The sequence below is a fragment of the Maridesulfovibrio ferrireducens genome, from assembly GCF_900101105.1.
In the GTDB taxonomy this organism is placed as follows: Bacteria; Desulfobacterota; Desulfovibrionia; order Desulfovibrionales; family Desulfovibrionaceae; genus Maridesulfovibrio; species Maridesulfovibrio ferrireducens.
This window is the reverse complement of sequence record NZ_FNGA01000002.1, coordinates 734,692-757,923: the sequence shown is the minus strand read 5'-3', so window position 1 is coordinate 757,923 and position 23,232 is coordinate 734,692. Positions and strand designations below refer to the sequence as shown.

At 40.9% G+C, this 23,232-nt stretch carries 23 protein-coding genes; 16 read left to right on the top strand and 7 right to left on the bottom strand.

Annotation, left to right across the window (positions count from 1 at the left end; translation table 11 throughout):
- Positions 1-54: 54 nt before the first annotated feature.
- Positions 55-1,062: a peptide-methionine (R)-S-oxide reductase MsrB gene (gene msrB, locus BLT41_RS08250; RefSeq protein WP_244512237.1), complete on the top strand. Its 1,008-nt coding sequence runs from the start codon at positions 55-57 to the stop codon at positions 1,060-1,062.
- A 171-nt stretch (positions 1,063-1,233) separates the two neighbouring features.
- Complete coding sequence (locus tag BLT41_RS08245; protein WP_244512228.1) at positions 1,234-2,112, top strand: glycosyltransferase family 2 protein; 879 nt, start codon at positions 1,234-1,236, stop codon at positions 2,110-2,112.
- 14 nt (positions 2,113-2,126) lie between these two features.
- Here BLT41_RS08245 and BLT41_RS08240 read toward each other — a convergent pair whose 3' ends face one another.
- Positions 2,127-3,068, bottom strand: a complete 942-nt coding sequence (locus BLT41_RS08240; RefSeq protein ID WP_092160028.1) for a retron St85 family RNA-directed DNA polymerase — start codon at positions 3,066-3,068, stop codon at positions 2,127-2,129.
- Entirely contained in the window at positions 3,058-3,936 is an 879-nt protein-coding gene (locus BLT41_RS08235) for a retron St85 family effector protein (protein ID WP_092160021.1), read from the bottom strand. Before BLT41_RS08235 ends, BLT41_RS08240 begins: the two co-directional genes overlap by 11 nt.
- Positions 3,937-4,481: 545 nt before the next feature.
- On the opposite strand from BLT41_RS08235, the gene BLT41_RS08230 reads away from it, so the two are divergent.
- The 5 genes from BLT41_RS08230 (at position 4,482) to BLT41_RS08210 (ending at position 9,464) form a co-directional block, all read left to right on the top strand.
- Positions 4,482-5,765, top strand: a complete 1,284-nt coding sequence (locus tag BLT41_RS08230) for a hypothetical protein (RefSeq protein ID WP_092160019.1) — start codon at positions 4,482-4,484, stop codon at positions 5,763-5,765.
- Between the two features lie 195 nt (positions 5,766-5,960).
- Positions 5,961-6,761, top strand: a complete 801-nt coding sequence (locus BLT41_RS08225) for a DUF3100 domain-containing protein (RefSeq protein WP_092160017.1) — start codon at positions 5,961-5,963, stop codon at positions 6,759-6,761.
- The gene (locus tag BLT41_RS08220) at positions 6,761-7,219 is read left to right on the top strand and encodes a hypothetical protein (RefSeq protein ID WP_092160015.1); all 459 of its coding nucleotides are present in this window, start codon (positions 6,761-6,763) and stop codon (positions 7,217-7,219) included. The genes BLT41_RS08225 and BLT41_RS08220 overlap by 1 nt, the downstream gene beginning before the upstream one ends.
- Positions 7,220-8,365: an amidohydrolase gene (locus tag BLT41_RS08215; RefSeq protein WP_092160013.1), complete on the top strand. Its 1,146-nt coding sequence runs from the start codon at positions 7,220-7,222 to the stop codon at positions 8,363-8,365. It begins immediately after the preceding gene.
- A 166-nt stretch (positions 8,366-8,531) separates the two neighbouring features.
- Positions 8,532-9,464: a DMT family transporter gene (locus tag BLT41_RS08210; RefSeq protein WP_092160011.1), complete on the top strand. Its 933-nt coding sequence runs from the start codon at positions 8,532-8,534 to the stop codon at positions 9,462-9,464.
- Positions 9,465-9,478: 14 nt separating this feature from the next.
- Here BLT41_RS08210 and BLT41_RS08205 read toward each other — a convergent pair whose 3' ends face one another.
- Complete coding sequence (locus tag BLT41_RS08205; RefSeq protein WP_092160009.1) at positions 9,479-10,288, bottom strand: MlaA family lipoprotein; 810 nt, start codon at positions 10,286-10,288, stop codon at positions 9,479-9,481.
- Positions 10,285-11,586: an alpha/beta hydrolase family protein gene (locus BLT41_RS08200; protein WP_244512227.1), complete on the bottom strand. Its 1,302-nt coding sequence runs from the start codon at positions 11,584-11,586 to the stop codon at positions 10,285-10,287. The genes BLT41_RS08205 and BLT41_RS08200 overlap by 4 nt, the downstream gene beginning before the upstream one ends.
- Positions 11,587-11,676: 90 nt before the next feature.
- Here BLT41_RS08200 and BLT41_RS08195 point away from each other — a divergent pair, with 90 nt between their 5' ends.
- From BLT41_RS08195 to BLT41_RS08165, 7 genes are all read left to right on the top strand, one after another.
- The gene (locus BLT41_RS08195; RefSeq protein WP_092160008.1) at positions 11,677-12,135 is read left to right on the top strand and encodes a MarR family winged helix-turn-helix transcriptional regulator; all 459 of its coding nucleotides are present in this window, start codon (positions 11,677-11,679) and stop codon (positions 12,133-12,135) included.
- A gap of 49 nt (positions 12,136-12,184) precedes the next feature.
- Positions 12,185-13,204 carry a class I SAM-dependent methyltransferase gene (locus BLT41_RS08190; RefSeq protein WP_092160007.1) on the top strand — a complete coding sequence of 340 codons (1,020 nt, stop codon included), beginning with the start codon at positions 12,185-12,187 and terminating at the stop codon, positions 13,202-13,204.
- Positions 13,205-13,483: 279 nt separating this feature from the next.
- A complete protein-coding gene (locus tag BLT41_RS08185; protein ID WP_092160005.1) occupies positions 13,484-15,109 on the top strand; it encodes an ATP-binding protein in 1,626 nt (541 codons plus the stop codon).
- Positions 15,106-15,798: a response regulator gene (locus BLT41_RS08180; protein ID WP_092160004.1), complete on the top strand. Its 693-nt coding sequence runs from the start codon at positions 15,106-15,108 to the stop codon at positions 15,796-15,798. Before BLT41_RS08185 ends, BLT41_RS08180 begins: the two co-directional genes overlap by 4 nt.
- Before the next feature lie 167 nt (positions 15,799-15,965).
- Complete coding sequence (locus tag BLT41_RS08175; RefSeq protein ID WP_092160002.1) at positions 15,966-16,943, top strand: TRAP transporter substrate-binding protein; 978 nt, start codon at positions 15,966-15,968, stop codon at positions 16,941-16,943.
- Between the two features lie 57 nt (positions 16,944-17,000).
- Positions 17,001-17,483 carry a TRAP transporter small permease gene (locus tag BLT41_RS08170; protein ID WP_092160000.1) on the top strand — a complete coding sequence of 161 codons (483 nt, stop codon included), beginning with the start codon at positions 17,001-17,003 and terminating at the stop codon, positions 17,481-17,483.
- Between the two features lie 9 nt (positions 17,484-17,492).
- A complete protein-coding gene (locus tag BLT41_RS08165; RefSeq protein ID WP_092159999.1) occupies positions 17,493-18,767 on the top strand; it encodes a TRAP transporter large permease in 1,275 nt (424 codons plus the stop codon).
- Positions 18,768-18,847: 80 nt separating this feature from the next.
- On the opposite strand, the gene BLT41_RS08160 is transcribed toward BLT41_RS08165, so the two are convergent.
- Positions 18,848-19,267: a hypothetical protein gene (locus tag BLT41_RS08160; protein WP_092159998.1), complete on the bottom strand. Its 420-nt coding sequence runs from the start codon at positions 19,265-19,267 to the stop codon at positions 18,848-18,850.
- A 308-nt stretch (positions 19,268-19,575) separates the two neighbouring features.
- Entirely contained in the window at positions 19,576-20,553 is a 978-nt protein-coding gene (locus BLT41_RS08155; protein ID WP_092159997.1) for a DUF3089 domain-containing protein, read from the bottom strand.
- A 208-nt stretch (positions 20,554-20,761) separates the two neighbouring features.
- Here BLT41_RS08155 and BLT41_RS08150 point away from each other — a divergent pair, with 208 nt between their 5' ends.
- Positions 20,762-21,574, top strand: a complete 813-nt coding sequence (locus BLT41_RS08150; RefSeq protein ID WP_092159996.1) for a substrate-binding periplasmic protein — start codon at positions 20,762-20,764, stop codon at positions 21,572-21,574.
- Positions 21,575-21,586: 12 nt separating this feature from the next.
- Here BLT41_RS08150 and BLT41_RS08145 read toward each other — a convergent pair whose 3' ends face one another.
- Positions 21,587-22,348 carry an MBL fold metallo-hydrolase gene (locus tag BLT41_RS08145; protein ID WP_170830338.1) on the bottom strand — a complete coding sequence of 254 codons (762 nt, stop codon included), beginning with the start codon at positions 22,346-22,348 and terminating at the stop codon, positions 21,587-21,589.
- Between the two features lie 222 nt (positions 22,349-22,570).
- On the opposite strand from BLT41_RS08145, the gene BLT41_RS08140 reads away from it, so the two are divergent.
- Positions 22,571-23,203: a hypothetical protein gene (locus BLT41_RS08140; protein ID WP_092159994.1), complete on the top strand. Its 633-nt coding sequence runs from the start codon at positions 22,571-22,573 to the stop codon at positions 23,201-23,203.
- Positions 23,204-23,232 lie beyond the last annotated feature (29 nt).

Below are 23,232 nucleotides of genomic sequence, written 5' to 3'. Positions count from 1 at the left end.
ATATTCATCCTATGTTTCTTTGTTGTCTGGTCTGTAATTGATGTGGAGGCCAAAATGAATAATGAATCCGAGCTCGCCATAGCAACAGTTGCCGGCGGGTGTTTTTGGTGCGTGGAATCTGATCTGGAAAAAGTCGCGGGAGTTGAAAAGGTAATCTCGGGATATGCCGGAGGAGATGTAAAAAATCCATCTTACGAGCAAGTCAGCTCCGGCACAACGGGCCACCTTGAAGCTGTTCAGATTTACTTTGATCCGCAACAGGTGAGTTATGAGAAAATTCTGGATATATTCCTGAAACATCATGACCCGACTGACCCGGATGGTTCCTTCAATGATCGGGGAAAGCAGTATTCTTCAGCAATTTTCTACCATGATGAGAATCAGAAGAAAATTGCAGGGAAGATGCTGGTAGCACTGGATGGCTCAGGACGATTTGCTAATCCTGTAGCAACAAAGCTGATACCGTTTACAGCCTTTTTTGAAGCAGAAGAGTATCATCAGGATTACTATAAGAAGAATCCGGTGCGTTACAATTGGTATAGATTTCTTTCAGGTCGCGATTCTTTTATTAAGGACCATTGGGGAGATGAGGTTAGCGTAGCTAATCCGCCTGCACAGGGTGGAGTTTATACACGACCAAGTGATGATGAACTTGAGAAGACTCTTACTCCTATTCAGTTTAAGGTTGCGCGCAAAGATGGAACAGAACCGGCTTTTACCAATGAATACTGGGATAACCATAAATCTGGAATTTACGTTGATGTGGTTTCAGGGGAACCTTTGTTCAGTTCAACTGATAAATTCAAGTCCGGTACAGGCTGGCCGAGTTTTACGCGCCCTCTTGAAAAGGAAAATGTAGTTGAACGGGAAGATAATACTTTATTTACGAAGCGTACAGAAGTGCGGTCAAAAGCGGCTGATTCGCATCTGGGGCATGTGTTCCCGGACGGTCCACCACCAACCGGACTTCGTTATTGTATCAACTCAGCTTCCTTAAAGTTTATCCCGAAGGAAGAATTAGAAGAGAAGGGATACGGAAAGTATTTGAATCTCTTTAGGTAATTAAAATATTGAATTATAAAAGCCGCCTTCGGGCGGCTTTTTTTTTTGAAGATCGGGCGATATCGGTCTTAGCTTGTTGCCGGTTTGTTAAAGATTATTTTTGCAGAATGTTTTTTATTCTGTTCATTGCGATAATCAAAAATGTTTATTAGAAAGTAAGTCTGTGGTGTCATGAGTGAGTATTCAGCAGTAATAATATTAGAATCTGTACCGGAAGATCTACCTATGACACTACTTTCGATTATCATACCGAATTATAATTACGGACGGTTCGCAGACAGGTTCTTTAGTTCTCTGATAGCGCAGTCCATGTCGTTTGATGGTGTTGAAATTTTATTTGTTGATGACGGCAGTAGTGATGATTCCATTGAGCAGGCGCAGAAATGGGCCGAGAAGATTGAGTGTGAAAAATTTGAAATTTTGACACCGGTTAGAACTGGAAAACCCGGTTTTGTCCGTAATTACGGTCTCGAGCGCGCGAAAGGTAAATATTTAATCTGTCTCGACCCTGACGACATTCTCCATCCTGATTTTATTCCCTCATGTATCGAAACTCTTGATCAGAATCCTGAAATTGATCTCGTATATACTGACTACTTGGAAAACAAGTTGGACGGCTCACGGGAAGTGCGTCTTCCTAAATTTAGTCAGGCTCATTTACGGACTCAAAATACAATATCACCTGCCGCGATGTATCGTCGCAAATTATGGGACAGCGGAATAAGATACAAAGATAATAGCCGTTATGAGGATTGGGATTACTGGGTGCAATGTCTTATGGCCGGTGCAAAATTCCAACTTATTCCACAGGTTTTGTATAATTATGAAATCCACGAAACAAATTTTTCGATTCAGGCAGTTAAAGATGACGGCGTAGCCAAGGCACAGATAGTATTGAATAATCCTGACTTTTTTCATCCGATGGTACAGCACTGGGCGAGTGACCATATGCGTGGAAGGATACATGCCTCAGCTTTTCAAAGGGGCTATATTCCCAGACCTGAGGATATTAAAGCTCTTTTGATTAAAATTGAAACAGGTCTGAGTTGATTTTGTCTTTTCTTTTATGATTCTTTTATTGAATAAAAGTGAACACCATATTTCAGAGCAAGTGTGTTGTAAAATTCAGGTTCGCAATCTTGTATAAATGCCAGAAGTCCTCTTGTTTGTAAGAGTTCTTTTCCCATAAGTGCTGTTTGGGAGTGTTTGTAGATTAATGATTTTATCTGTGTTTTTCTTTTTCTTCCTATGGAAACTTTTCCATTTGGCGTAACGAACAATCCGTTGACTACCCTTTTCGTTCCTTTGGATAAAAATAAAGTTTTATTTGTATTAATTTTAAGTCTAGGCGAATCTATTCTTTTCAAAAGTTGAAAAATTTCATCATAAAAAAGTTTGCAACAGCCTTTAATGTTCGTTGAAAAATAAATGTCGTCAGCATAGCGAGTAAGAGCTGAATCTCGATCATGTTCTTTTGATGTTTTTAAGAGAAGCTCATCCAAATTGAACATGACTATATTGCTTATTGTTGGAGACGTTGGAGCCCCGATGGGTAAAATTGGACGAGATCCTCTGTTTTTTTGATAAAAAAGCACTGTTCTTAACAAGTATTTATCTGTTTTTGATAATATAAAATTTTTATTAATTTGTAATTCTAAATCTTCGGGGCGAATTGAAGGGAAAAAATTTTCAAAGTCAATTCTAATTGTGTATTTATAGTTAGTGTGAGCTTTTGCAGATTGTTTGAGTGGAGATTTTTGGTTAGGAACATACGCATGTGCTATAGGGTGGACTTCAAGTTTGTTAAGTAATACTTCGTGTATTGCATATTGTAGAGCTTTTAAAGGTCTGCAAGGATGTAATATTGTGCGGCTACCGCCATTTTTTTTGGGTATTTTGTATTGTTTATATTTGCGAGACATAGAATTTGCGCTTGTTTTGATGTCTTCTTCAGATGCACCAAGGAAAAATGATAATTTTCCAACTAGGTTTAATTTATCGGGCATCACTTGAAACCTTGCCTAGAAGTCTAAGGCGTTGTGGGTCTTTCTTTTTGTAATGTATAATAATTTCTGATTTTAGTTGAAAATAACTGTCTGTGGCAAAGTCTATAAATCTTAGCCCTGGTCTTGAAGAAAAATAGAAGCCATCAAATTCTTGTATAAATCCCAAGGTTACCAGGAGAAGCACGTCGAAATTTATTTTGTCAAAACGTTTAGATCCGTAAATAGATTTAAAAACGTTTATAATCTCGTTTTTCTTTATCGGTGCAAATATATTAATAATGTCATATATTAATAGTAAGCGTTCTTTGTCATTAGTAATAAAAGAAGAGTATTCGTTAATTTTTAGACGTTTTCGTCTACGCATTTGAATTTTATTCAGCCGTGTTTGTACCTCTGAAAAACAATGGGCAAATGAGTCCATATTTGCATGGATTGTGGGGCCTAGACCTTTTTTGTATGAATCAATTTTTTCAAGAGGACCTAAATTAATGAAAGAATCAGATTTTTCGAATGATTTATCGTTGATAGGTAGGATTATCTTACATAAATCGTCTAGTACGGCGAAAGCTCCTAGCTCAGCAAAAGCACTTTCACTTTCAAGAATAATTATTATGCAATCAGAGTAATTAGCTAAATCCTTCTCTGTTGTTAGTAAGTCACTTCCTCTTGTCCCTCTTACTTTGAAAAGATCTTCCGCTAATAAAAAATGAAATCCTTGAATGTGTTTGCGGGCATAGTCAAGAAACAGCTTGCGCTTTGATCCACTGGCGGAGAGAGCTCTTCCACACACAAAAACAATTAAGGCATCTTGTCGAAGAAAACATTCGTTTTTTCTAATTTGGTCTGTAACGATAGAATGTGGCAACATGAAAAGTCCTTAAAACCTACTTTGGTCAACGACCTCTGGGATGTTACCAGAGGTTGGAACCGGCCTTTGGGAACATCCCAGAGGTCGTGAATTTCAGAAAATACAATTGAGGACGATTTACATCGTCCTTCTAGATTCCTCTAACAAGGGTAATTCTAATAAAGAATGATTTCATTCTTCTAGGTTCGCCATAATTAGAGATACTTCTAGAAAAAGCTAGGTCTTAAGGCTAGGTTTTATTAAATGATCTTGTTTCGTGGTTATGTCAAGAATCAAGCCATATAATCGAATATTAGAGTTTTTAAATGAAAATTGAGTTCTTTGTTTTTTTAACGAGTATGTTAAAAGATAAGCATAATTTTGCGATAAAGTTAATTTGTTGTAAGAATATTTAGCAAAACATTTAAAATGATGTAAAAGTTACTTCCTTCAACTTAATGAAGCCAGCTCCCTTGACACAATAATTATGACAGTGCAGTATTATCCAAATTTTGGTCACATTAGTGACATAGCCGAAATTACGATTAAAAGTGCAGGCGGCTCATATGAAAATAGGATGCATCGGCCCTTCCGACTCAGTTGAACTTATCAAAGAAGTTGTCGGTCGCTGCTGCCCTGAAATCACCCTGCTCACATATGTCAGAGAGCGCATCGCCGATTCATGGGAAGTTCTGGAAGAATGCCAGCGGGAAACAAAAGGGATACTTTTTACAGGTATAGGCGTTCAGGAAGCCGCAAAAGCCCGCGGGGACGTAACTCGTCCTTATAGGCATATACCGCGCGGAGGCTACAGCCTGCTGCGTGTTCTTTCCGAAATGCTCCGCCGGGGAATAAAGTCCGGCAAGGTCAGCATTGATGTTGTCAGCGATGATATTCTTACCGAGGTTGTCAAAGAGTTCGGTGTTGAATTTGAAAATATCCATTCCATGCCTTTCGCGATTCACCACGGCGAACAGGATTATCTTGATCGTCATATAGAGCTTTATGAAAACGGACAGACTGATGCCATCGTCACCGGGTTCGGGTATATTTATAAAGAATTGAAAGAGAAGGGGCTGCCTGTTTTCAGGCTTTATGCCAGCACTCTCCAGATTCGTGATTCTCTCGAAAAGCTTGTTGATAAAATTAATTCCCGCAATCTACGTTCTGCCGGCATAGCTATTCAGCTCGTCAAACTTAAATCCATCACCCGCAATTCTATTAATCAGTATGATGATATGAAAAACGGCGGGATATTTTATCTGGAATTGCTTGAATATGTACGTGCTATTCAGGGCAGTCTTTTTAATTTCGGCACCGAAGAATACGTTATATTTTCTACTCGCGGTATAATTGAAAGTCCGCTTCATAGGGATCATTTCAGGCGTTTGCTGGCATGGGGAAGGGATCGCAATATCATTTTTTCATCTGGCATAGGTATCGGGTCTACAGCTTTTGAAGCTGAAAAGTCAGCCCGTAAAGCTTTAGATAATGCCATAAAACTTCCCAAGGGCGGTTTTTATATTGTGGAAGGGCAGCATATTCGCGGCCCTATTGGTGAGCAGGATGAGCTTAAATACAAGACTCATATTGTTGATTCAAAGTTCCTTAAGATGTCCAGTGAAATAGGTATCAGCCCGAGCTACTTGGATAAAATTAAAGCACTTATGACTAAATCTCATAAAGATACTTTTGATTCCACTGATCTCGCGGCCTGTCTTGGAATCGGTGAAAGAAGCGCTCGCCGTGTTTTAAAAAAGTTTTTAGACAGCGGCTATGCAGAACTTAACGGAACAGAGGTCTCTGCTCAGGTGGGAAGACCTAAAAAAATGGTGCGTATTTTGATCTAAGATATATTTTTTATTTCGGCGGAGTTTCGGACGTGATTGTGTCGTGTCCGTAATTCCTTTTGGTTGAAGTTATGTTTTTGGGTGAAGCAGTTTTATGGTGTTGCGAGGTGAGGAACCGTCATTTTGGACGGATGGAGTTTAAGTTTTGCAAATCGTTTAATTTTATTAAGCAGTTTGCCTTAATTGGAGTGAGTTATGAATGATGCTTTGAAAAATGTGAAACTGCACCTGCTCGTGTTGGCGCTGGTTGTAGTTTCGGAGTTAATCGGAATCGTTACATTCAACGTTGGACCGGGTAAACTCGTTCTTCTGCCTATGTTGTACGCGATGTTTATGGGTATCTTTATGGGCCCGAAATTTCTTAAGGTAGTAAAAGAAAAAGATATGATTCAGGCAAGTACTCTTGTCGGTCTGACTCTGCTTTTGCTTATGGCAAGATACGGAACTCTTGTCGGTCCTAAATTCTACGAAATCCTTAAAGCCGGACCAGCTCTTGTTCTTCAGGAGTTCGGTAATATTGCAACTTTGATCATCGGTATTCCTCTTGCCATGTATCTCGGTCTCAAGCGTGAAGCTGTAGGGGCGGCTCATTCAATTGCCCGCGAGCCTAACGTTGCACTTATCGGTGATGTTTACGGTCTTGATTCCGCTGAAGGACGCGGCGTAATGGGCGTTTACATCTGCGGAACTGTATTCGGTACAATCTTTTTCGGATTGATGGCTTCCTTTCTTGCTGCATTCGAAATCTTCCATCCTTACGCGCTGGCAATGGCTTCCGGTGTAGGTAGTGCAAGTATGATGACTGCTGCGGTTGGTAGCCTCAGTGCAAGTTACCCTGCAATGGCTGAACAGATTCAGGCTTTCGGTGTTGCAAGTAACACCCTTTCCGGAATTGACGGGGTGTACATGTCTCTCATTCTGGCTCTTCCTATGTCCAATAAGCTCTATAACTATCTTTACAAGCTTAAATACAAAACTTGTTCGGAGAATGTATAATGACTAAACAACAAACTCTTTTTGAATCATTTCTCGTGCTTCTTATCGTGAGTGCTATGACTCTCGTAGGTAATCATGCCGGCTTTAATAATAATATTATTGATGCTCTTCCAGGTATGGGAATATTGTTGTTGCTTTGCATTTCAGGCGTAGCAACCAACATGTTTTTGCTTAAAAAAATACCTTCCGTACTTTTTGTCATCACATATGGTGTAATTATTACACTCCCTACTTTCCCTTATTCCGCAGTGACTAACGCATATGTTGCAAAAGTTCACTTTCTGGCTCTTACCACTCCTATTCTTGCTTATGCAGGTGTCGCTATCGGTAAGGATCTGGCTGCATTCAAGAAGAGCGGCTGGCGTATTGTGGTAGTAAGTTTGTTTGTCATGGTTTCCACCTATATCGGTTCTGCTGCAATTGCTCAGGCTGTCTTGAAGTATATGGGAGATATCTAAATGGGATTGAATCCGGATGTGACAGCACTGCTTGATGAGTTTAAAGCGATACGTCATCAGATTCATAAAAACCCTGAAATAGGGCTTGAAACAGTTGAAACTTTAGCTTTGGTAAAATCAAAGCTGGATGATTACGGTATTTCGTATGAAAATATCGGTGTTAATTCTCTTGTCGCTAAAATCGACGGCAGAGAAGGCGACACAACTGTAGCTTTCAGGGTTGATATGGACGCGCTTGAGATGAGTGAAGAAAACGGTTTCGCTTATAAATCTCAAGTTGAAGGACGTATGCACGCATGCGGACATGACGGGCATTGTACTTCTCTTCTCGCTCTTGCCGCTTATCTCTCTAAAAATAGAGATTTCAACGGTACTGTCCTGCTTCTTTTTCAGTCCGGCGAAGAGGGCTATGAAGGCGCATTACGGGTCATCGAGGATTCATTCTTCGACAAATATAAAGTTGATTATCTGTTCGGTTATCATGCGTGGCCCGGCCTTGCTTCCGGTAAAATCGCGGTCCATAAGGGCGCGTGCATGGCCTCCGAAGATCGTTTTGAGATTATGGTGACAGGGAAAAGCGGTCACGCTTCAATGCCTCATGTCTGCAACGAGCCTTTTGCCGCAGTCGCGGATATTATTAAAGGTTTGCAGACAATTGTCGGACGTAAAATTCCTTCACATGAGCGCGGAGTTGTCAGCATAACTCAGGTTCACGGAGGCAGTCTGCGTAACGGAATTCCTGACAACGTAATGGTTCAGGGTAACGTTCGCACCTGTAATGAAAGTGTGCAGGATTTAATTGAAGAATCAATAGCACAGACCGTTGCAGGCGCAGCCGCAATTTATGGAGTGAAAGCGGAACTGGATTATGTTCGTAAACATCCGGTTCTTGTAAATTCTGTTCCTGAAATTGCAATAAAAGCGGCTCAAAAAGCCGTGGGCGCAGAAAATGTCGTAACAGATATGGAATCATCAATGGCTGCCGAGGATTATGCTTTCTATATGAAACATACCAAAGGCTGCTATGTGTGGATCGGAAACGGCGTAGATTCGCCACCTCTGCACAACAGTAAGTTTGATTTCAACGATGAAATTCTGGCCGTTGCGGCAAGCTTTTTCATCGAAGTTATCGAGGAACTTTTATAAGTTCCCGTTCTGAAATAAACTTAGATGGATTATTAAAAGTCCCGACTCTTTAACGAGAGTCGGGACTTTTTTAGTTTAAATTGAATCGTCATAGACAAATATTTACACAATGTTTATCAATTCAAAGTCCTTAATAAATAATCCCCGGCAAAGCATGGAGCGCAGCATGAAAATTATAATGATAGGAATTTTAGCTGCATTTTTTTTCAGTACGACTTTTGTTCTGAACCGGGCGATGAGCCTTGACGGTGGGCACTGGGTCTGGTCTGCAAGTTTGCGCTATTTCTGGATGCTCGGTTTTTTGTCAGTGGGGCTTTTTGCTTTACGCAGGAAATTGTTCATTGAATCCCTGAAACTGTATATCCGCCACTGGGTGTTTTGGACCGTTGCCGGCGGGATTGGTTTCGGGCTTTTTTACGCTTTAATATCATTCAGCGCCTCTTATGCTCCCGGATGGGTGGTCGCCGCAACATGGCAGACAACTATTCTTGCCACGCCGATAGTCTTACTTTTATTCGGTAAAAAGATTCCGCTGCGGGCCATGTTTTTGACCTTGATAATTTTTGCGGGAGTATTGCTCGTAAATTTAGAAAGGGCAGGAGTGAATCCGTTAAATGAAATTTTACTGGGCGCAATTCCTGTTTTTATAGCTGCTTTTGCTTACCCGTTTGGTAATCAGCTAGTGTGGGAAGCGCGGCAGGGTGGTGTGCGTTTTATACCGCACCTTGATAGTCCCGCCATGGATGATCCGTTTTGTAGGGTACTGCTTTTAACGCTTGGTTCACTTCCATTATGGGGTGTGCTGATAGCTGTTTTTTCCCCGCCTGCGCCAGCAATGAATCAGATTGTTAACACTGCTCTGGTTGCCGTCTTTTCCGGTGTTGCAGCAACAAGTCTGTTTCTTTATATCCGCCATAAAGCCCGTTCTGCGGCAGAACTTGCTGCGGCAGATTGTACTCAGTCTATGGAAGTGGTTTTTTCTCTGCTCGGAGAAGTTTTGCTGCTTGGCGGGGCTTTGCCAGGAGCATTAGGCTGGGCGGGTATTGCGCTCACTATGCTGGGATTGGCTCTTTATATTCGAGTTCAGAACGTCAGATAACTATTTCAAGAAGCTTACTGCTTTTCAATATCCAGTTCACGCTTTGTCGAATAGAGAAAGCGCACTAGGTCATATTCGAAGGGTGAACCTGTCTGATAGTACCGGAAGGGGACCTTTGAGCGCAGGTTGAGTCCACGGATTGTGGCTTCACCTGCTCCTATGAGTGTTCTACCTTCTTTTACGCCCAGGATGTCATAAACATAATTCATCTGTACCCACAGCAGGGCAGAGTCTCCGGCAAGTCCGGCGGAATCACGCACACTGGAGGGGCCGAAGAGTGGCAGCACTACATATGGTCCGGGACCCATTCCCCACACTCCCAGAGTATCTGCTGTGCTCGTTACAACCCTTTTGATTCCCCAGTCATCAGCTACATCCATAATGCCGAGAATTCCGAATGTTGAGTTGAGGAGCAAACGGTAAAAAGATCTTAAAACTTTTTCACCCCGTCCTTGCAACGAGCTGTTAAGGATTACATTTACTTCATTCAGGTTATTTACGGCGTTGGTTACGCCTTTGCGAACCGGTTTAGGCAGAACGGTTGTGTATATATTGACCGCAGGGATATATATTGCCCGGTCAAATTGAGCGTTGAAAGAATAAATATTGCGGTTCATTGCATCCCACGGATCGTAGACATCAAGAAATTCTAAATCCGCTTCTTTGCGCATGATGTTGGTCGGTGTCGGAGCGTGTGACACTGGAGTCATAAAACCAGTGGGGGGCAGTGTCATATCCGGGGCTTCTTTTTTTATGGTAGCGCAGGATGGAATAAGCAGGAACAGGCAAAGGACCATCACATATTTTATAGTAGTATTCATCATTTCAGCATCTCCTGCGCTTTAGCCGCAAAAGGTTTGAACATGATGTTACCGCAGTGTCCGCCGCGCGGGAAAAATACAGCTCGTTCTCCGAATGTTTTACGCAGGAAATTTACTTCACTTTCATCAAGAATGATATCGTCCGAATTACCGAGCACAAAAATCTTTTGGGAGGTAGCAAGATACTCTTCAATGCTTTTCAGGCTGCAACGGCGGATAAGCTCTTCTTTTGTTATGCCGGGAGTAATGAATTGCTGATACGGCAGCAGGTACTCATTTATATAGGTTTCAAAAGTGATGGCGGTAGCTACTCGAGTGTAGGGCAGCAGGTTGTCACCGGTAGATAATGTTTTGCTGACAGGGACAATATATCCGGCATTTATACATACATCCGAGGTGAAAAGCATGTTGGCAGAACTAAGTCTGAATGACGCGGCAATGATGGCTCGAAGGTCCATTTCTGAAAAATGAGTATGCTGCGAAAGTCCATATAGAAAGTTATCATCGAAGTCGGTTATGTCAGTATGCAGATACATTTCTGAAAAAGCATGAATCAGCTCGTCGATTACTTCGCGTGGTTTTTTGTCACCGAGGTTTTCAGGACTCAGCCATGAATCAAAGCGCAATGCCGAGGTGTAGAGGCTTACAGGCGGGTTGATCATCAGAACTTTGTCAAAGGAGAAATCTTTGCGTGTTTCGTCCAGATTAGCAATAAAGGCTGAGTGCATAGCCCCGAGGCTATACCCTGTAACGTTGTAGCCGCTGATTTTATGGTCTTCTTCGAGGTTGTTTTTTATCCATTTCATGACCCTGTATAAATCTTCAACATCATTTGGAGCATAACCCGGTGCGGCATATCTGGATGCGCTGACAATAAAATTCATATGAGTGGGAGATGAAAGGGCAACAACATGAAATCCGGCTTGATAAAAAAGCTGAGTCAAAAATTTCATTTTCGTTGAGTCGTGCTCTGAGCCAGTTCCTGCGATGATGAAGAGGAGCGGAGCTTCTTCTTTCTGCATGGCGGTAGTGTAGTAGAAGTCTTCATTGTACCAGAAAATATCTGGAATTCTGCGATCTTCTATTACAATTTCACATTCCTCGGTTTTAACCGGTTCAGGGAATGTCTGTACGAGGTCACGGGGTGTTCCGAAAATAGTAGCCTTGAAAGGATCGGCTATCGGGAATTCTGGTTCAGGATTAGAGGCAAAAGTGGAAGAGCAAAAAAACAGTGCTATAAAGAGTGTTGCAACACATGTTGCTACAGTTGATTTTACTTGATTATATTTACTTTTACCCATTTTTATTAAATAGCAGTGAGCTGGCTATTTGTAAATAAAATGTAAAAAGTGTGGTTGACATGGAAAGAGTTTAGTTGCTAAACAGTTTTCATGCGCAAAGTTAAAGATGTAATTCCGAATATGTGTTCACTGGGTAAAGTTCTGTCCCAATATACAATGGTTGCACAGAAATCTTTTGATTTCGGGATAGGCATGCAGTTGTATCCTGCCGAAATCCACACACTTTCAACTGTAGAAAGGCTTGGCGGGGGCGGAGTTACCGAGATTGCTCATGAATCCGGCGTTACTAAAGGGGCTGTCTCGCAGTTAATATCTAAACTGGTGAAGAAAGAACTTTGCGTGAAGGAGAAAGATCCCGAAAACGGGGCGCGTGTGGTTATCAAACTGACCGCTCTCGGCAAGATTGCTGTAGACAATCATTATAATTTTCACCTTGAGCATGATCGCGTTTTTTTGGAATATTTGAGATCTATGGATGATGAAAAACTTCAGGTATTTGATGATATCTGTCGTAATATGAATAAGTGGATGGATAATTATTTGAAGTAAATTTTTTTAACCATAGGGTTTAGGTGCTAAACTCTATTCAGGAGTAGTTATGAATATTCCGTTCCCTAAAGAAAGTTTTACACCGATCAATGATATTATTCTTCAAAGTGTTACTGCTCCGGCAATAATTGAAGCCATAAAAATAAAGATGTTCGACGTCTTGGAAAACCAAGAGAAATCGTTGGATGATCTGGCTCAGGAGTTTGGATTTATCCCTTATAAATTAGAGACAGTATTGAACTTGCTTGAAGTTCGTGGGCTTGTCGAAAAAAGAGATGAGAAATATTCAAATTCAAAAATAGCATCAGAATTTTTAGTAAGCACAGCACCACTTTATCAAGGGTTGGCAGCCATAGTGTCCATGGGGTTTTGCGAGACAGTGAATAGTTCACTGGGAGAAATGTTAAAAAAAGATAAACAAGAACGTAAAGATACTGATAAAAAGTGGTCAACAGAAGAAGCGATGGAAGGAACAGCTCAGAATGCTGTTGCCGGTGGATTGCAAAAAGCTGTGGAAATTATAAGCGAGTTGCCCGATTTTAATTCTTTTAAGTTGATGGCAGACCTTGGTGGTAATCACGGAACATATACAATGTCGATACTTGATAAAAACCCTGATTTAGCCGGAATTATTTGTGATTTACCTAAGGTTGCCGATGTAGCCGAAAAAAGATGTGCACAGATGGGATATGCTGGACGAATCACAGGATATGGCGTGGATTTGCGTACAGGCGCACTGCCGGATGAAAAATTTGACCTTATTTTAACATCCCATTTTTTGTATTCTTGTCAGGACAACCTGGAACCGCTGTTTGAAAAAATAAATCAGGCATTGCTTCCGGGCGGGTGGTTTGTAGCCCATCATCATGCTCATCGGGGTAGTGATATGTCCAAAGAAACAGTTGTTGCGTTAGAAATGATGACAAGACTTTGTGGATATTTTTCGCATTTTATAGAGGCCGAAGTTTTGGAAACAAAATTAGCAGCTAGCGGTTTTGGAAATTTTCAGCAAAAATGGACTGATCATGATAATGGATTGTTGCTCTTCGCAGCTCAAAAGGAAAAATAACTGAATATACTTATTGCTCAATGTTATTGCTATAAGCAAATTTAAGCGGCTTATATATATTGATTGAAAGCTGATCAGATGTTCCTGTCACCGGGGAATACATCTGGTCAGCTTTTTTGCGTTAATAAAGTCCATTTAATCATAACGTTCGTGTTTTATGCGTTTTTCTAAAATTAAGTTGTTGTGCCCGTTTTTTTAAATTAGATTATTTAAAAGATAATTCTGGCTATTGAAAATTATTAATTCTTAATGTCCGGTTGATTCATCAACGGAGTTCCTATGAAAAAATTAAAATTTCTTGATTTTATAAAGCCGAAAACAATCCAGTTATATCTTGTTTACATGGTAACCGGAATGGTTTTGGTCCAGATCGGTATCACATGGTTTCTAGTCTCGGATCTCACTTCTAATATTCTTAAGGAGCAGATAGGACTTCGTGCCTTGCAGACTTCGCAAGCTGTAGCCGAGGTCCCTATGATTCGTGAAATGTTGCTCAAAAAAGATCCTGAAGGCCAAATTCAGGCTATGGCTGAAGATATCCGTCTCAAAATCGGGGCAACCTTTGTTGTTGTAGGGGATTCAGCGGGGATTCGTTATTCTCATCCTGTTCCCGAAAGGATCGGTAAATATTTTGTGGGCGGCGATACCGGGCCGGTCTTAATGGAAGGTAAGTCGTATGTTTCGGAGGCGGTCGGAACTCTCGGGCCTTCGATTCGTAGTTTCGTGCCTGTATTTGGTGCCCCTTCAGAGATTATAGGTTTTGTATCAGTCGGATATCTCACTGAAAATGTTCAAAAAAATATTGCAGCACATCTGGATAGACCTTTATGGTTTGTTTTGGGTTTGACTCTGATTGGTTTTTTCAGCACCGCATATATTTCCCGTCATTTAAAAAAGGTTACTCTTAACCTTGAACCTGCTGAAATTACGAATCTTTACCTCGAGCGCGGGGCCGTTCTGGAGACAATCCGTGAGGGTGTTATCGCTACTGATCATAGGGGTGAAATCCGGCTGGCAAATAAAGCCGCGTTAAAATATACCTGTTTTAATTCAGCTGAACTTGTCGGTAAAATGATAGGTGATGTAATTCCCTGTGCGGGACTTAATTACGCTCTTACAACCGGTGAAGGTGAATACGATCAGGAACGGATTGTTAACGGGCAGGAGCTTATTTTCAACATTGTACCGGTGTTGCAGGGCGGCGAGATTAAAGGTCTTGTTGCAAGTTTCCGCCGTAAAGATGAGCTGGATAGAATCGCGCATGAGCTGTCCAGTATTCAGGAATATTCCGAACTTTTGCGCGGCCAGACTCACGAATATTCTAATAAGCTGCACACCATTGCCGGGCTTATTCAAATAGAAGCATATCAGGAAGCTCTCGATTTGGTAACGTGCGAATCTTCCGGTTACGAAGACCTCATCATGTTTCTTAATAAAGCAATTCCGCATCCTGTCATTGCTGCAATTGTTCTGGGTAAATTTAATAGAGCCAAAGAGCTTAAGGTTCAGTTTGATGTTGATCGTGAAGGCACTATGGTCGATGTTCCCGATTGGATTAAACAGGAAAAAATTGTTACCATTGTAGGCAACTTACTTGATAATGCTTTCGAGGCAGTACTTGGATGCGATAAAGTCGATTGCAAGGTACAGCTTTCCTTCACTGACCTTGGAAATGATATTGTTTTTGAAGTTGAAGATTCAGGTCCGGGAATACCGCCGGATCAGATTGATCATATTTTTGAGAAAGGTATTTCTTCGAAAGGGACAGGCAGGCGCGGGCTGGGGCTTTATCTGGTCAAGCAGCGACTCGATGAGCTGGGAGGTTTTGTCTCGGTTTCATCTGATGGATCAGAAGGAACTTTGTTCTCTGTAATCATTCCTAAAATCAGGCGTAGTGGAATATGAACCCGATCAAAGTCATGATTGTTGAAGATGATGCTAAAATAGCTGATCTTCATCGTAGATTTACCGAAAAGGTAGAGGGTTTTGAAGTCGTTGCCATTGCGCAGGGGCTTGATGACGCTAAAGAAATGATCGAAATATTCGAGCCTGATCTGATTTTGCTGGACCTATATTTCCCTGAAGGAACAAGTCTCGAGATGCTGCGAGAAATACGTACGAAAGGACTCGAAACTGATGTGATATTAATCACTGCTGCACGTGAAATGGGGCCACTTAAAGAGGCTCTGCGTGGGGGAGTTTTTGATTATATAATAAAGCCTGTTATTCTTGACAGGTTTAAAGCGTGCCTCTTCAGATTTGGAAAATATCACAGCCGTTTGCGTAATCCTGAAACGCTCGAGCAGAAAGATGTCGATAGCATGCGGCATCCTTCTTCATCTGCCTCAGCTGTAACTCCGTCAGAAGATTTACCGAAAGGCATAGATCCGCTCACCCTTAAAAAAGTACAGGATGTATTTAAAGATCCTGATATTGAAAACGGTTTAGGTGCCGAGGATGTTGGTTCGTTGATCGGAGCAAGCAGGTCTACCACACGTCGTTATCTTGAATATCTAGTGTCAGTCGGTTTCATATATCCTGATTTAGTATACGGAACAGTCGGTCGGCCCGAGCGAAAATATTTCCGTAATTAGCCCCATGAACATTATGAACAAAATTCTCTTAAAAGATTAAATACTCATTAAACCCGCAATAAGTTTTTTAAGTGCTTTTTAGATAAAGTCCGGTTTACAGCCAGATTTTGTTTTGAAAGGTGCTGTTAATTAAAGAACTTAACATCTGTTCACTCAGAGGAGGGTCTATGAAACGTTTAATCATCATCATGTCTGTTGCTCTTTTAGTAGTAACAATGGCAGTCCCCGCATTCGCCGGAAAAGTAGTACTAAAACTTGGTCACATTGCTGAACCTGTTCATCCTTACGGACAGGGAGCTGAAAAATTTGCTGAGCTGGTTAAAGAAAAATCAGGCGGCGAAATTGTTGTTAAAGTATTCCCCTCCTCACAGCTCGGTGGACAGAAAGACCTTATTGAAGGTCTGATCTACGGAACCATTGATATGGCTCTGGTCGGAACTGCCGTTTTAGGACAGTTCCAGCCGCAGATTTCCCTTTTCGATATGCCTTTCCTCTTTCAGGACAGAGAGCATACTTACAAATCTCTTGATACCGTAGGTATGGATCTTGGTAAGCCTCTTGAACCAAAAGGTATCAAACTTCTCGGTTACATGGAAAATGGCGTTCGCCACCTTACCAATAATGTTCGTGAAGTAAAAACTCCTGCCGATATGGCTGATCTTAAGATCAGAGTAATGACCAATAAAATTTACATCGAAATGATGAAGTCACTCGGTGCTTCTCCTACCCCTATGGCTTTCGGTGAGCTCTATTCTGCAATGCAGCAGGGAACTGTTGACGGTCAGGAAAACCCAAGCGCTCACATCTGGACCAAACGTTTTTTTGAAGTTCAGAAATATGCTTCAAAAACAGCTCACTCCTACGCACCGGAACCTCTCGTAATGTCTATGATCAGTTGGGGAAGACTTGACGGAAAACAGCGTCAGATTCTCATGGAAGCAGCGAAAGAAGCCATTGACTGGCAGCGCGCACTTTCAACACAGAAAGACGATGAATACTGGAAGCTTATCGAAGCAACCGGAAAGATCAAAGTTATTGAAGTTGACCGTACTCTTTTTGCGAAAGCTACCAGGCCTGTTTATGAAAAATTCGCATCTGTCGTAGGACAGGATAATATTGATAAGGTTAACGCCCTAAAAAAATAGTCATTATAATTCAGGGCCGGATTTGGTTCCGGTCCTGTTTATTAAGGAGGGCTTCTGATGGATAAATTATTTGATAAATTACGCTTTGTTCTTTACTGGATTTCCGTATCATCGATGACTCTAATGCTCGGGCTGATCTTTTTTCAGGTCGTCTCCCGTTACTTTTTCGGGCACACATTTGAATGGTCGGAGGAATTGGCGAGATTCCTGTTCGTATGGGTTGTCTTCTTAGGTTCCGCTCTCATTATGGGCGAAAGCGGGCATCTGGCAGTACAAATTCTGCCTAATAAATTTAAGGGCACAGGCATAGGCGTTGTTATTGAGATTCTTATAAATCTTTGCAGTTACGCATTCACATTGCTTCTCCTTATTCAAGGGGCGAAAATGACCTCCGTAATGACATTCCAGATAGCACCGGGTCTCGGAATTTCAATGAGTGTAGTTTATTCAATCATCCCCATCAGTGCCTCACTTATGATGCTCTACCTGTTTAAAGATACAGTGCGAATTGTCAAAGAAATCTCAGCACGTAAAAACTAGGAGCGCATCATGGAAGTAATTTTATTATGTACCTTTTTAGGTTTGACTTTTCTTGGGGTTCCAGTTGCTTACTCACTCGGACTTTCCGTTTCAGTAATTCTTTATCAATATCTTAATATTCCACAGGTCATGATCACTCAGGTCATGTATTCGGGAATTGATTCTTTTTCCTTTATGGCAGTTCCTTTCTTCATGCTTGCAGGGGCATTCATGTCTGCCGGAGGCGTAACTAAAAGACTGGTCAACTTTGCACAGTCACTGGTTGGTTCCTTCACAGGCGGCCTTGCTCAGGTTGTTGCCGTTTCAGGTATGTTCTTTGCGGCTATTTCAGGTTCCTCCGCAGCCACAACTGCGGCAATCGGCTCAACAATGGTCGATGAAATGGAAAAGAAAGGATATAGTCGTGAACTGGCAACAGGGATTGTTGCAGCGGGTGGAACGGTAGGAATTGTCATCCCGCCTTCCATCACATTGGTTGTTTTCGGTGTTATTGCCGGGATTTCAATCGGCGATCTTTTTGTCGGAGGCTTAGTTCCCGGACTTTTCATGGGTGCAACCATGTGTATAGTCAGTTACTTTATTGCTAAGAAACAAGGCATTCCTGCGGAAGGATCTTTTTCCATAATGAATGTTTTGAGATCCTTTAAAGAGTCCTTTTGGGCACTTATGACACCGGTAATTATTATCGGTGGTATTTATGGCGGGATTTTTACTCCTACAGAAGCTGCCGCGGTAGCCGCTGTCTACGGAATCTTTGTCGGTTTCTTTATTTATAAAGAACTGACTATCAAACAATTTCCGAGGATTATCTTTCAAGCTGTAATGGGAACCACAATGATCATGTTCATTGTCGGAGCCGCAAAGGTTTTCGGTTGGATGCTTACCAATCTGGAAATTCCTCATCAGATCGGTGCATATATTGTTTCCCTGACAAGTTCTCCGATCGTATTCCTTTTATTAATGAACGTGTTACTGCTGTTTATCGGAACACTCATCAATGCTTCGGCTGCGATTGTTATTCTTACTCCGATTTTCCTGCCGGTAGCAATTACGCTGGGAATTGATCCATTGTTTTTCGGTGTGTTGATGGTCGTCAACCTCGCAATTGGATGTATTACCCCTCCGGTAGGGCTGGATCTCTTTGTCGCTAGTGCGATAACAAAGGTTCCGCTGGAAAAAGTAATCAAGGCCTCAGCTCCATACCTCATTGCTTTGCTCACATCTTTGCTTGTGATGACGCTTTGTCCCGCAATCATCACTTTCCTCCCTAATCTATTAAGATAGATTGCACAGGTGCGAGTGAGCAAACTGGCGCTCCGGTGTTAAATCGGAGCGCCTTTTTTGTTTTTTAGTGAAGGGGTAATTTATAAGATGACGTGAGGTTCAGGCAGGTATTCTACAATCCATTTAGTCCACATTTCCGGCTTAACCAGTTCAAGAATTTTAGCGGAAACTTCAAACGGTGCGAAAGGTTCTTTAAAGTCATCAAGAATGACCGGGCCTTTAAATACCGGAGAAAATTCTCCCCGGCAGTAAGGTTCTATTGTGAAATCAAACATATCAATTAAGTAACCATCAAGGTTACCGTTCGCTATCCAGTCGAAACATATTTCAAATCCCGGTTTGCTATGCCTTGAAAATCCAAGAACGTATGCTTCCTTTTCAATTCCCTCGTCTTCATTTTCCATTTTGAAAGAAGATTCGGTCACTTCAATGTAAGGCTGTAAGGATATAACTTCTTTTACTATATCTTGAAATTGCTTAAGCGTTAAAACCTTTTTCATATATTGGAACCTTAACTTTCGTATTGTTGATGTCAGAATCTGTTTATGTTGAATACAGGTTTATATTGCGCGTGCCAATCAGCATATTGAGTAAAAAATGGAATACGGTGGTTCTTTATGAGTTATTGTTTCACTCGGGGTTGCCATGGCGGATGAGGCTATGTATCGAGCAAAGAGTGAAAGTCGTAATCGCGTAGGAGTTCAAGCTGAGTCGTAGTATGACAGGTTGAGGTTTGTTGATTGTAGAATTGGTAAATCGCAGCATAAATAAGACCGATATCTTTTTGAGGTATCGGTCTTTTTCTTTGTTATTTATGGTCTTTTTGATAAGCCTTGATTCTTTCCGCCACGTTGGCTTTTAAATTATCGAAGAACAAGGAGTAGTCATAAACATGGTATACACCTTCTCCGAAGGGCATACGTTTCATTGGTGCTGTATTCTTCATATCAACAACAAGTCCGCCGTCTTTAATTTCAGCTGAGCAGTAGTTCGGGATTGTTTCCGATTTAATACCGTCTTTGTCGAAAAAAACAGCGCCTTTGTTTTTATCCGCAGAAACTTTTTCAGAATTTGTAGTCCAGTCAAGCGGGTTAACAACAAGAGTTCCCGGCAGAATAGTCGGAGCCGCTTTCTGATATCCATCCGCTACACAGTTATAGGTCACAATACATCCGGTTTGGTCTGCCTTTTCGCAGACTTTAAGGAATGTGAAGTTGTTTAAATCATCTTGAGTAATTCCCCAGCCGATCGCGTATGCTGCAACCAACTTGTCGCGAAGATCAGGATTCTCCATCAATTCTTTCATTAATGCGGTAACAATAACGGAACCCTGACTATGTGAGGCTAGAATAAAAGGCCGTCCGTTGTTAAATTCCCGTAAATAATGATTGAATGCTGCGCGGACATCAGATTTACCCACATTTAGAAATTGATCTTTATGAAGGTTATCCTGTCCCAGAATGGACATGTTGGCTTGTCTGTATAGTGGGGCAAAAATATTTGCACTATCCTTGAATACAGCCGCTTGAGTGCGGAGAGTCAGTTTTGCTCCGTCACGCATTTGGGAATCATTTATGGAAGCAATGGGGGCTTTTCCTGTGTAAACTGTCGGGTATACCCAAAAGACATCGATATTTTTATCTATGGAAGCGGGAAGAGTAAGCCAGTTGTCGGATATAGAGTAATCAGGATCAATTCTTGTCTGATCTGCACAATGACCCGCTGTTGTGATCGTGCATAAAAGAAGTAAAAATAAAACATTTATGATTGAGATCTTTTTTAGCATAAGACACCTTTTTTAATTGTGTTTTAAGTGTGGCAATGGTTATATTCTTTATTGAATTCTAATAGCTGAACAATATTCTAAGTGTAAAGATTATATTTTAAAAACAATCGGTAGTGAGTAATAATAGGCAAGATATAGCTTTTCGTAATGAAGTAGAAATAAATGATGTATAGATTATTCTTAAAAGTATTATGAGCAGGTGTTTTGAGTGAAAAATTTATTGTTTAGCTGGAAATTAGTTAAGTCGAAATTGAAGGATAATGTACGTTTAGCATTAATTGTTAAGATTTTTGCGTGTTCTCTGGTGTGCAGTTTTCTTTTTGTCGGATCAGCGTGGGCTGGTGAGAAAGTGGTTATTCTCAGCTCCTTGGAGTGGCCTCCATATACTGGGGAGAACCTGCCGGATAAGGGGAGAAGTTCAAAACGTGTGAGTGCTGCTTTCGCTGCAATGGGATATAAGGTTGAATTTAGATTTGCACCTTGGAAAAGAGCGATTCGTAGTGTGCAGAAGAATAAAGATATAATGGGCTATTTTCCGGAATATTATTCAAAAGAAACGGCAGAGGAATTTATCTTTTCTGAAAGCATAGGATGCAGCCCTCTCGGGGTTTTGATGAGTAAAAAAAGACCGATATTCTGGGATACTTTTCAAGACCTTGCTAAATATAAAATAGGCCTTGTTTCCGGTTATACTAATACTGCTGAACTTGATGCCTTAGTTCTTAGTGGAAGTATGAATATTGATTATGCGTCGACTGATGAAAGTAATATAAAAAAATTAATAAAAGGACGTATTCGCGGGGCTGTCGTTGATTGTAATGTTTATGATTATATTTCAATGTCAAAGCCGAAACTTACCAAGTACCGCTCTGAGTTGACCTTTTTTAATAAAGTGATTGGCATGAACAGGTTGCATGTTTGTTTCAGAAAAGATGGGAAAGGATGTGCTCTTGCCCGTATTTTTAATGAAGGATTGAAAAGAATCGGTCAGGATGATTTCAGTGATGATGTCTGTAAATAGAGATATGATTTCTTATCGGCGTTTATTTTGTTCAGAGGCGAAGGCCATATTTTCTAAGTGAGTTTCTTTATAGAAAGAGCTTAAGGACGCAGATATTTCAATCTTATCTTTATTAAGAAGACTTTTAAGATATTGTAAATTTTTACTTATTATTTCAGGTCCACTTACTTTGCCGTGAGCCGGTATAACAATCTTAAGATCTTTATTACCCACCCATTTTTCAAGTTCGGAAATCCAGTTTGCTATCGGAGAATTTTTGTTGATGCAGGGGAAGGGAGTTTCAACCGCATCACCCGCTAAAAGGATTCCCTTTTCCGGGATAAATCCGACTATGGAATCTTCGGTGTGTCCCGAAAGCTGTGAAAGTTGAATTGTGATTCCACCGAGGTCTATTTTCATCTCAGAATCAAAAACAGTATCAGGGGGAATCAATTCAACTGAGTTATATAATTCGGGTTGATTTTTTTTATATTCCTTTAATGTTTCAGGTACATCCTTTGAAAATCTGGCAAGACACGAACTGTGGGCAATGATTGATTTGATAGACATCTTAAGCCCCGCAGTTCCCCATATATGATCCCAGTCAGCATGGCTGTAGATGATGATTAATTCACGATCCCCGATAAGTTCTTCATATTCAAGCATGTCCTCCGGACGGGAAAGAGTGTCGAAAATTACAGCTTTCTCAGAGCCTAAAATCAGGGCGCCGCGAACATCATAACCTTCGAGCTGGACATTCTTTAAATAGATTTCGTTATCAAGTCGTTCAAGCAAATTGGAGTACTCCGTCATGTCTTCGAGATGTTTAATTTTTGATACGATAATTGTTAAAAAGAGGAAGTGCAAACGAAACTGAATCAAGGTTAATGTGTTTTTTATAATTAATTCAGTGCGTAGTTTGATTCATTCTTCCATTTGCGAGGACAACAGGGTAATTCTTAAAAAAATGATGCCATGCACTAATCAGATTAGTAAATTTTAATAAGGAAAACGCAAATGTATCCAGCCGGATTGACCTCATTAAGTTTTGAAAAACCTGTTCTTTATCTTCTTTCTGTTCTGCTTGATGATAAGTTTGAACCTGTTCACGAGTTGATAATTCCATCAGAGATGGGTGAGCTTCTTTTTAAATCCATGGATCTTCTTCAGGATCGTGGCAAAATTCCATTACTTAAGCTGGAGTTTGAAGATATCCAAAACAAATCCTTGTTTGAATTTCAATATTTTGGACATGTTGCGCCCCAAAAATTCCATTCAGTAAAAGTTGTGAAGGATGATGAAAACTTAATCGAACACACTTTTGCAGATGTGAATAAAGATTGTGCAAAGCTGGAAGCGAATTATGATCAAGAAGTCAGCCTTGGCTCTTTAGACAACAAGATTTTATGTGGCAGTCTTTATCTTTGGAGGTCTTGTGTTGCATTACCGAAAAGATGTGAAGAGTCTCTTTCTAAATATTTTGGTAAAATGAAAACGGTTTCACGGTATCAGTGGGAGATGGAATCATATTCTGTTGAAAATGATATTATAGTTGAAAAATGGTCGTGTGTTGTTCCAATTGAAAGTTATGATAAAGGGGTTGTCACTGTTACATTACGTAATGGGATTGTGGATAAGATTGGATCATAAAGAGATTATTCAAATTACAAAAAACGGCC

Bases quoted from the DNA above. Each gene is read 5' to 3' on its own strand.
- msrB (WP_244512237.1), top strand. From the start codon at position 55: ATGAATAATGAATCCGAGCTCGCCATAGCAACAGTTGCCGGCGGGTGT.
- BLT41_RS08245 (WP_244512228.1), top strand. From the start codon at position 1,234: ATGAGTGAGTATTCAGCAGTAATAATATTAGAATCTGTACCGGAAGAT.
- BLT41_RS08240 (WP_092160028.1), bottom strand. From the start codon at position 3,068: ATGCCCGATAAATTAAACCTAGTTGGAAAATTATCATTTTTCCTTGGT.
- BLT41_RS08235 (WP_092160021.1), bottom strand. From the start codon at position 3,936: ATGTTGCCACATTCTATCGTTACAGACCAAATTAGAAAAAACGAATGT.
- BLT41_RS08230 (WP_092160019.1), top strand. From the start codon at position 4,482: ATGAAAATAGGATGCATCGGCCCTTCCGACTCAGTTGAACTTATCAAA.
- BLT41_RS08225 (WP_092160017.1), top strand. From the start codon at position 5,961: ATGAATGATGCTTTGAAAAATGTGAAACTGCACCTGCTCGTGTTGGCG.
- BLT41_RS08220 (WP_092160015.1), top strand. From the start codon at position 6,761: ATGACTAAACAACAAACTCTTTTTGAATCATTTCTCGTGCTTCTTATC.
- BLT41_RS08215 (WP_092160013.1), top strand. From the start codon at position 7,220: ATGGGATTGAATCCGGATGTGACAGCACTGCTTGATGAGTTTAAAGCG.
- BLT41_RS08210 (WP_092160011.1), top strand. From the start codon at position 8,532: ATGAAAATTATAATGATAGGAATTTTAGCTGCATTTTTTTTCAGTACG.
- BLT41_RS08205 (WP_092160009.1), bottom strand. From the start codon at position 10,288: ATGATGAATACTACTATAAAATATGTGATGGTCCTTTGCCTGTTCCTG.
- BLT41_RS08200 (WP_244512227.1), bottom strand. From the start codon at position 11,586: ATGGGTAAAAGTAAATATAATCAAGTAAAATCAACTGTAGCAACATGT.
- BLT41_RS08195 (WP_092160008.1), top strand. From the start codon at position 11,677: ATGCGCAAAGTTAAAGATGTAATTCCGAATATGTGTTCACTGGGTAAA.
- BLT41_RS08190 (WP_092160007.1), top strand. From the start codon at position 12,185: ATGAATATTCCGTTCCCTAAAGAAAGTTTTACACCGATCAATGATATT.
- BLT41_RS08185 (WP_092160005.1), top strand. From the start codon at position 13,484: ATGAAAAAATTAAAATTTCTTGATTTTATAAAGCCGAAAACAATCCAG.
- BLT41_RS08180 (WP_092160004.1), top strand. From the start codon at position 15,106: ATGAACCCGATCAAAGTCATGATTGTTGAAGATGATGCTAAAATAGCT.
- BLT41_RS08175 (WP_092160002.1), top strand. From the start codon at position 15,966: ATGAAACGTTTAATCATCATCATGTCTGTTGCTCTTTTAGTAGTAACA.
- BLT41_RS08170 (WP_092160000.1), top strand. From the start codon at position 17,001: ATGGATAAATTATTTGATAAATTACGCTTTGTTCTTTACTGGATTTCC.
- BLT41_RS08165 (WP_092159999.1), top strand. From the start codon at position 17,493: ATGGAAGTAATTTTATTATGTACCTTTTTAGGTTTGACTTTTCTTGGG.
- BLT41_RS08160 (WP_092159998.1), bottom strand. From the start codon at position 19,267: ATGAAAAAGGTTTTAACGCTTAAGCAATTTCAAGATATAGTAAAAGAA.
- BLT41_RS08155 (WP_092159997.1), bottom strand. From the start codon at position 20,553: ATGCTAAAAAAGATCTCAATCATAAATGTTTTATTTTTACTTCTTTTA.
- BLT41_RS08140 (WP_092159994.1), top strand. From the start codon at position 22,571: ATGTATCCAGCCGGATTGACCTCATTAAGTTTTGAAAAACCTGTTCTT.